This is a genomic window from Promicromonospora sp. NPDC023987 (assembly GCF_040639055.1).
Taxonomy (GTDB): domain Bacteria; phylum Actinomycetota; class Actinomycetes; order Actinomycetales; family Cellulomonadaceae; genus Promicromonospora.
This window is the reverse complement of sequence record NZ_JBEZZF010000049.1, coordinates 37,111-45,803: the sequence shown is the minus strand read 5'-3', so window position 1 is coordinate 45,803 and position 8,693 is coordinate 37,111. Positions and strand designations below refer to the sequence as shown.

Here is an 8,693-nt window from a genome sequence, read left to right as displayed (position 1 = left end):
CTCTTGGACAACGAGAACGGCCGCATCTTCCGCGAAGCCTGGATCGCCGGAGTCACCAACCACTACCCCGGCGAACCCAAGCCCGGCTACATCACCCCCTGGGACAGCACCCCGGAATGGGAACGATCCGCCGCCGCAGCCGTCCACGACCAAGTCCGCGCGTTCATCGACACCACCGACGGCGCAGCCGGACGCCTCACCCGCGAGCAGAAGAGCCGCTTTGTCGCGCTGTGCTGGATCGGCCAGATCTACAAGCACATCCCAGACCCCAAGCCCTCCTACGTCGCCGACTGGAACGACCTGCCCGCCTGGCAACGGGAAACCGACGCAGACATCTTCGAGACGATCGAACGAATCTCGTAGGGCTGCTCGGCAACATGGCCGGTCGGTTCCCGGTAGGCGGCGGCGGACTCTGGCCCGCCGCCGATGGTCACCAGAGGGCGCCGCTTGCCACCGGTTCGGGTTCGATGGCTCCGCTATCAACGGCACGCTCGACGGCAGCCTCCGCGTCTCGGACAGCGAGTCGACCAGACATGAGAGCGGGTAGGAGGGCATCGCGGGTCGCTGCGAGGCGGCGGTTCTCAACCATTTTTAGAGAAACCGCACTACGCACCGCAGCCGCGAGTTCGTTGAAGACTTCTCGGGCTGCCGAATCAACAACCGGCAACTTCGCATCGAGGAATTTGTCTGCCCGCACCGCTGGGTATGCACTCCCCTCAGCAACCGTCTCAAGGTAAGCGGTAAACTCTGGCCGCCGCATGGCCTCGTAAACCCATGGCCACTCAACCGATCGGATAACCGCCAGGCCGGTCGAGACTACCAGCGATGGTTCCTCCTCAAGAATGATCGCATGGGATCGGCGATTCGGCCGGACTGTCGACCAAACAATATCTCCCGAACGAACCCCTCGGCGCGCTCGACCGGGCGCGTCGGCCCATGACGTCTCCTTTGGAAACTCGAAGGACCCGACGGCGACAGACGCAATGTCAATGTAGCGCAGGAAGCCATCCGAGGGTGATCGTTTTTCAGGATTAACTTCGGCAATGTCCCGTAGCCTCACTTCACCTCTGCCGTTTCGAAGGGCGCCTTCAAAGAGCGCGCTCAAGTAGACGTCCGCGGCGGAAGCGAGCTTGGTGTTGGTCGCAATCTTGTCGTCGAGGGCGCTCAGGACGTCGGCGATGGCACGCTGCACTCCGAGGACTGGGATACGAACAGTCCACTCGCCCATCGTTTTTAGCGGAATCCGATTCACAGTCGCACCCTGAATCGTGTTCTGCTCGATTGTCGCTTGAAAAGCTGGGGCTAGGTACATGTAGAGCAGGAACCTAGGATCTATGATCGATCGGTCTGGCCGAAGAAGAGCCATCCTCCGCCCGAGGCACGCTTGGACACCGGCGGGCATCAGTGCGGCATCACCCAGCCGAGTCTCGTAGGAGAAAAGGAGGTCACCTTCCTCTGGCTCCACACGTTTGGTCCAGCGTGCGAAGTCATCCGCAGAGACATGATCGGATTCCGAAATGTCGAGGCGACCATCTTTCAGGCTCGAGATACTCAAAAAATAGGGGCCTTCATCGATTCGCTCGGGAGTTGCATGTGGGCCGTCGAAGATCTTCCCAAGAGCTCCGAAGGTCGTCTCCCGCCACTCGCTCACTCGACCCTCCCCAGTTGCTCCCGCACAACAGCCTCCAGCCGTGCCGACTCATCAAAAGCTGCGTAAAGGTCCTTCGTCAGCCGCGCAACCTTCTCGTCCAGCGGCTCCCCGTCCTCCTCGACCTCGGCAGCCCCGACGTACCGACCAGGCGTCAACGCGTACCCGGCGTCCTTGATCTCCCCGAGAGTCGCCGAACGGCAGAACCCGGCCACGTCCTCGTAGACGAGCCCCTTCTCGGCAGCCGAAGGCTTCCCCCTCCACGCGTGGTACGTGTCCGCGATCTTGGCGATGTCCTCGTCGGAGAGCGCACGCTCGGCCCGGTCCACCATGTGCCCGAGATTCCGAGCGTCGATGAACAGCACCTCACCCGCCCGCGCGCCCTTGTCCCGCGCGAAGAACCACACGCATACCGGAATCCCGGTCGACCGGAAGAGCTGCGTCGGCAGCGCGACCATGCACGAGACGAGGTCCGCCTCGACGATCTGCGCCCGGATCTGGCCCTCTCCCCCGGAGTTGGACGACATCGATCCGTTCGCCATCACCACCCCCGCGGTACCCGTCGGGCCCAGCTTGGACAGGATGTGCTGGATCCACGCGTAGTTCGCGTTGCCCGCCGGAGGCACCCCGTAGGCCCAGCGCGCGTCGTCCTCCGACCGTGCCCAATCCTTGATGTTGAAGGGCGGGTTGGCCATGACGTAGTCCATCTTCGTGTCCGGGTGCAGATCCCGGACGAAGGTGTCCTCCCACTTCGCGCCCAGCTGGGCGGTCAGACCGTGCACGGCCAGGTTCATCTTGGCCATGCGCCAGGTGCGCTCGTTGAGCTCCTGACCGAACACGTAGATGTCCTGCGGGTTGGCGCCGTGCCGCTCGAGGAATTTCTCGGCCTGCACGAACATGCCGCCCGAACCACATGCCGGGTCGTACACGTTGCCCTGGTACGGCTCCAGCACCTCGACGAGCACCCGCACCACACCGGGCGGCGTGTAGAACTCTCCGCCCCGCTTGCCCTCGGCCGCGGCGAACTTACCCAGGAAGTACTCGTACACCTCTCCGAGCACGTCCCGTGCCCTGCGCGCACCGTCTCCCCGGAAGCGCGCGGAGTTGAGCAGGTCGACCAGCTCGCCCAGGCGGCGCTGGTCCACCGAGTCGCGGTTGAACAGGGTCGGCAGCGTTCCGTTGAGGGACGGGTTGGAGCCCATGATGTGCTCCATCGCCGCGTCGATCAGCTCGCCGATCGTCGCGGGGTCCACCGCCTCACCGTCGGCTCTCGCGGGCCGGCCCTTTGCGAACCGCGCGAGGTACGACCAGCGAGCGTGCCGCGGAACCCAGAACACGCCGGTCGCGCGGTACTCGTTCGGGTCGTCGAGCAGCTCGGCGATCGTGGCCTCGTCCAGGCCCTCCGCCTCAAGCTCCGCGCGCACCGTCTCGCGCCGCTCGTCGAACGCGTCGGACACGTACTTGAGGAACACCAGCCCCAGCACCACGTCCTTGTACTGGCTCGCGTCCATCGAGCCCCGGAGCTTGTCCGCGGCCTTCCAGAGCGTGTCCTTGAGCTCCTTCATCGTCGACGCCGCAGGCGCCGACAGCTTCAACTTCGGAGGCACAATGCCTTCCTCTCTCATCGACCGCGCTCATCCTCGCGCGGCACACTGACATTCTCGGTGCTCAGCCCGACCACCCCGGACGCGACGCCGTCGAGCAGGCCTCCCCGGAGGTCGGTGAGCGTCTCCAGGCGAGCACGGAGCGCGTGTTCTTCCTCGCGCAGCACCGTGAGCGCCTCGGACAGTGCAGGGCCTTGGTCCAGCGGAACGAGCCGGACGGTCCAGCCCTCGGGATCCCGGGTCTCGACGCCGGCCGCATTGATGTCCGCAGCCAGCACCTCCGGCACGACCCTGCCGCGCGCCCGGCCTGGAACGCGGAAGATCCGTGCCGGTGTCTCGACCACGCAGAATCCCTCGACGTCTACGACGGCCGCCGGTCGCGGGGCGGTCACGTAGACGATGTCGCCAGGTTCGGTCAGCCGTCCGCTGCTGTACCGGGCCAGGAAGCCGAGCCGGTCGATCCTGCGGCCACCCCAGGCAGCAGCCCCGAGCACCTCCGCAGTTCCGATCACGGGCACCGTACCTTCCAGGACACCCTGCACGACGTCTTCGACGCACAGCCGGTGACCGGGCCGGCGATGGACGAACCCGTGCCCGACCAGTCCCTCGATCGTGTAGCGCCCACCCGGCTCGCCACCGGACAGTCCGCGAACCACGGGGAGCTCGCTGGGTCGGACGGGATCCGTCAGGTGTGCCATCAGCTCGTGCAGGTAGTGCTCGGTCCCGGCAGGATCACGGAAGACCAGGTCTCGGGTCGCCTTCGCAGCGCCGAGCAGGCTCTGTCGGCGAGCGACCACCGCGCCCGAGTCCAGGAACTTGGCGAACCGGAAATGGTGCGCGTCGGCGTCACGGTCGGTGCCCTGCGCGGCGATGAGGTCGGTCAGCAAATCACCCACCACACTGCCGTCGAACTCGTCGCCGTCGGGGGCGTGCTCGCTGAGGTCGGCCACGACCAGGTGCTTCTTACCGAACGATGCGCTCGGCAGCACCGTGCCCAGCACCCAGATCGCCATCTTCTGCCGCGGGCGGGACACCACGAGCCCCGCCGGCAGCAGCACCACCGACCGCAGCCGCCCGGATCTCATCAGGTCGTCGCGGATCTTCTCCGCGCCAGGATCGCGGAGCTCGTCGACGAGAGCCGACGCCGGCCCCACCACGACCGCTGCGCGACCGATCGGCAGGCCCAGCACGGCGTCTTCGACCCTACTCAGCACGTCCACAGGGTCGAGGTCAGGTTCGTCGAGCGCCGGCACCTGCGTCACGAGGTGCGCGTCCACGTCGCCAGAGGAGGCCTCGACCGGCCAGGAATTCGCCGCGAGCCGACGGCGGGCGAGCCGCAGCACGTGGTCGCCTCCGGCGGGCACGTGGGCCAGCACGGGCTCGACCCGCTCCGTACGTCCGAGCACCGCGGCCAGCAGGTCACCGCAGCCGGGCCTCGGGTCGGTGACGACCAGATCCTCGTCGTCCGGCGCCAGAGCGGCAAGCACGTCCGCGACCAGGTTCAGGACCGGCGCCCGCAGCACCGTCCCGGTCAGACGCGGGTCACCGGTGCGGTGCCTGGCCCCCAGCAGACGCTCGATCGCACTCGCGGGGTTGTAGGCGGCCGAGGCCACCGCCCCAGCGTGCCGAGCCGCATCGCGCAGGTGCGGCCCGAGACCGACGGTCTCGCGGTAGGCGAACCGGTCGTGCGGGTCCACCTCGTCCGCAAGGTCCACCAGGTCGTCCGGGTCGATCGTGGCAAGCGGCGCGGACGTGTACGGCGCGAGCGCGAGCAGCGCTGTCAGCGCGTCGAACGCCCGCGTAGGATCGCCGTCGTCGGTCAAGGCGGCCACGACCGCGGCGTCCGCGCGAAAGTCGGGGTTGTTGCCCTGTCCGCGCCGCTCGACCCAGGCCGCGACCTCAACGGCGCGGAAGCGGGGCTGCTTCGCCTCTGCGTCGACCGGCGCGGGAAACGGGAGGGCACCGTTCGCGTACCGCCTGCGCCACATGGAGACGACCGCTCGCTTCACCTGCGCGAGCTCCGCGACGTCAGGCATCGTGAGCGTGAGACCGCTCAGCGCCGGATCAGACTCCTGGCCGGGCGCACCCTGATCAGACGTCACGACGCCCATACCTGCCGGGTGACGACCGCCATCTGCTTGAGCACGAGCACCACGGCGTCCTGGCGCAGGTCGGCCGGGTAGCGGTGCTTGGCCAGGAGGCGGTTGACGGAGGTGAACAGCTTGGCCTTGACGTCGTCGCGCACCGTCCAGTCGGTCCGGGTGTCGCGGTTGACGATCCGGGTGAGCTCTTCCGCGACCTCACGCAGCGCGCTGTCGTCCAGCACGTCGCCCACGCTGCCGGCCGCACGCAGCACGTCGTAGAACGCCACGGCCCGCACGGAGAGATCGAGCTCCGCCGCACGACCCTCCTCCTTGGCGAGGTCCTGCGCCAGCTCGAAGAGCGCCACGATCACCTCGGCCGAGGTGAGGTTGGTGTTCGTGTAGCGCAGCATCACCTTCTGCAGCCGCTCGGAGAACAGCTCGCGACGCACGATGTTGCCGTCGGTCAGGCGCACGGTCTCCTGGGCCACCAGGTCACGCAGCGCCTCCACGGCGAGCTGCTGGTTCTCCGACTTCTGCGCCCGCTCCAGGTAGGACCCGTCCAGCTGGTCCAGGCGCGGCGTCGCCAGGCCGGCCTCCTCGTAGATGTCGACCACGGAGTCGGACTCAACCGAGGTCGCGACGAGCTGGCCGAGCAGGCGCAGCACCTCCTCGGGGATCGGCTGCCCGGTCGCCTGACGCTCGCGCGCGTCCTGCTTGCCGTTGCAGATCCGCAGCTCCTCGTAGAACCGCACGTCCTCGGCCACGTCCCGCAGCGCTGCGGCCCGACCCGCGAGCGCCCATGCCCGGTTCAGCATGGCGGCCCGGCGCCGGAACTGGTCCAGGCGGGACTCGAACCCCTGGTCGCCACCGTCGGGTACGGCACCGGTCGGTGGGCGGTTTCCCGGTGTGTCCGGGCTCCGCAGCCAGCCGAGGGTCCTCAGCAACGTGTCGGTCCAGGCGAGGTGCGGGCTCTTTTGCCGGAGGTCCCGGAGGCGCGCCCGCCAGCCTGACGGGTCGACCAGATCGGCGATCTGTGCGATGAGCTCGCGGGCGAGCTTCTCGGCGTCCTCCACGGTCCGCCCGACTGGCTTCTCCCGGCGGTCGTCGTCGGTGTACTCCGCCAGGGCCTCGCGCAGGTTGTCGGCCACTGGGGCGTATCCGACGAGCAGGCCGGCGTCCTTGCCACGGAAGGTGCGGTTCACGCGGGCGAGGGTCTGCATGAGCAGGGCGCCGCGCATCGGGCGGTCGAGGTAGAGCGTGTGCAACGACGGCGAGTCGTAGCCGGTGAGCATCATGTCCTTGACAATGACGATCTCCAGCGGGTCCGTGGGATCCTTGAGCCGCTGGCGGATCGTCGCATTCTCCTGGTCCCGCCGCACGTGGTCGCTGATCGGTGCCTGGTCCCTGGTGTCGCCGGAGTAGACGACCTTGATCCGCCCGGCCGCCAGGTCCGGCGAGTGCCAGTCGGGGCGCAGCGCGACGATCTGGTCGTAGAGCCGTGCGCAGATCTCGCGGGTGGAGCACACGACCAGGGCCTTGCCGGGCGCCCCTGCCGCGAGCACGACCGGCGGCTCAGTCGCCGATGTGGCCGCGGGGACCGTGTCGCGTACGAGCTCGACCATCGCGTCGCGGCGCGCCTCCCAGTGGGTCACCAGGTCCTGGGCCAGCTCCTCCAGGCGCGCGGGGGCGCCGTAGATGGCGTTGATCGCCGCGACCGACTTCTGCAGGCGGTCGCGTTCCGCGTCGTCCAGTCCAGCGGTGACCTCGTCCGCCGTGGCGTCGATGGTCTCGGCATCGATCCCACCGTCCAGAGCGACCCGGATCATGCGCTGCTCGAAGTAGACGGGCACGGTGGCGCCGTCGCGCACGGCGCGGGTCAGGTCGTACACGTCGATGACGTCGCCGAAGACGGCCTTCGTGTCGCGGTCGCGCTCGGAGATCGGGGTGCCGGTGAACGCGATGAGGGTGGCGTTCGGCAGGGCGTTCTTCAGGTGCCAGGCGTACCCGTCGAGATCGTCGTAGTGGCTGCGGTGCGCCTCGTCGACGATCAGCACGATGTTGCGGCGTGCGGACAGGACGGGGTGCGCGTGCCCAGCCCGCTTCTCGTCCACCGTGAGGCTGAACTTCTGCAGGGTCGTGAAGTAGATCCCGCCCGACACGCGGTCGCCCAGCTCCTGCCGCAGCTCTGCGCGCCGCAGCACGCGGCGTGGGACCTCGGGGAGCAGCGCGGAGGACTCGAACGTCTGGTGCAGCTGGCCGTCGAGCTCGGACCGGTCGGTGACCACGACGATCGTCGGGTTCAGCAGCTCCGGGTGCCGCGCCACCTGGTTGGCGTACAGCTCCATCTCCATCGACTTGCCCGAGCCCTGGGTGTGCCAGACGACACCGGCCCTGCCGTCGTCACCGACCGCCTGCACGGTGGCGCCGACCGCCTTGGTGACCGCGAAGTACTGGTGCGGCTTGGCGATGCGCTTGACCAGGCCGTCGTCCCCCGTCGAGAAGGCGACGAACCCGTGCAGCAGCTGTCCGAACCGCTGCTGGTTGAACAGGCCTTCCAGCGCCACCTCCAGCGCGGACAGCGGCTGGTCGTCTTCCACCACGCCCAGCCCGCCCGCGACCTGGCGCACCTGCGCGCCGAAGGTGACCTCCGCGCCGTCGTCGTCCACGTTCCACGGCGAGAAGTGGTTCAGGGGCGTGAAGGGTGTGCCGTAGCGGGCGTCCACCCCGTCGGAGACGAGCGTCAGCACGCAGAACCGGAACGCCAGGGGCAGCGCGCGTACGTAGCCGGCGACCTGGGCGTGTGCCGTCGCGACCGTCGCGTGCTCGTCACCGGCGTTCTTCAGCTCGATCACGACCACCGGCATGCCGTTCACGTACAGCACCACGTCGAACCGGCGCTCCACGTCACCGACGCGTACCGTCACCTGGTTCACCGCGAGGTACTCGTTCGCGGACACGTCGTCCGAGACCAGCCGGACGGACGGCGTGCGCTCGCGCCCGTCCTCGATGTACGTCAGCGGGTATCCGTTGGTCAGGATGTCGTGGATCCGCTTGTTCTCGGTGATCGCGTCCTGCGACGTCGGGCGGAGGATCTCCAGCAGGGCCTGGTCCAGGAACCGCGTGGGCACGCCGGGGTTCAGGCGGCCCATCGCGGCACGCAGCCGCGACGGGATCGCCACCTCGTCCCACGACTCACGCTGGGGTAGTGCAGCACCCGACGCCGCGTACAGCGGGTGGCCCTTCGTGGACGTGGCTCCCGGCGCGATCTCGGTGCCGTTCACGCGCTCCCACATGAGGGACGTCCCGAGGTACTCCAGTGCGCGGTGCTCCCACTCGGACTCCGTGCCGTGCATGGTG

General features: G+C 68.3%; 5 protein-coding genes. 1 reads left to right on the top strand and 4 read right to left on the bottom strand.

From position 1 onward, the window contains the following. On the top strand, positions 1-363 hold a 363-nt coding region (locus AB0F40_RS19565), incomplete at its 5' end, for a hypothetical protein (RefSeq protein ID WP_357471253.1). 67 nt (positions 364-430) lie between these two features. Here AB0F40_RS19565 and AB0F40_RS19560 read toward each other — a convergent pair. From AB0F40_RS19560 to AB0F40_RS19545, 4 genes are read right to left on the bottom strand one after another with little or no spacing between them, the layout of a single operon-like run. Next, complete coding sequence (locus AB0F40_RS19560; protein ID WP_357471250.1) at positions 431-1,651, bottom strand: restriction endonuclease subunit S; 1,221 nt, start codon at positions 1,649-1,651, stop codon at positions 431-433. Continuing rightward, positions 1,648-3,255, bottom strand: a complete 1,608-nt coding sequence (locus AB0F40_RS19555; RefSeq protein WP_357471247.1) for a class I SAM-dependent DNA methyltransferase — start codon at positions 3,253-3,255, stop codon at positions 1,648-1,650. Before AB0F40_RS19555 ends, AB0F40_RS19560 begins: the two co-directional genes overlap by 4 nt. Before the next feature lie 14 nt (positions 3,256-3,269). After that, positions 3,270-5,354, bottom strand: a complete 2,085-nt coding sequence (locus tag AB0F40_RS19550) for a hypothetical protein (protein WP_357471244.1) — start codon at positions 5,352-5,354, stop codon at positions 3,270-3,272. Beyond that, positions 5,351-8,689 (bottom strand): type I restriction endonuclease subunit R, encoded by a 3,339-nt coding sequence (locus tag AB0F40_RS19545; protein ID WP_357471242.1) that lies wholly within the window; start codon positions 8,687-8,689, stop codon positions 5,351-5,353. The genes AB0F40_RS19550 and AB0F40_RS19545 overlap by 4 nt, the downstream gene beginning before the upstream one ends. Positions 8,690-8,693: the final 4 nt, after the last annotated feature.

Bases quoted from the DNA above. Each gene is read 5' to 3' on its own strand.
- AB0F40_RS19545 (WP_357471242.1), bottom strand. From the start codon at position 8,689: ATGCACGGCACGGAGTCCGAGTGGGAGCACCGCGCACTGGAGTACCTC.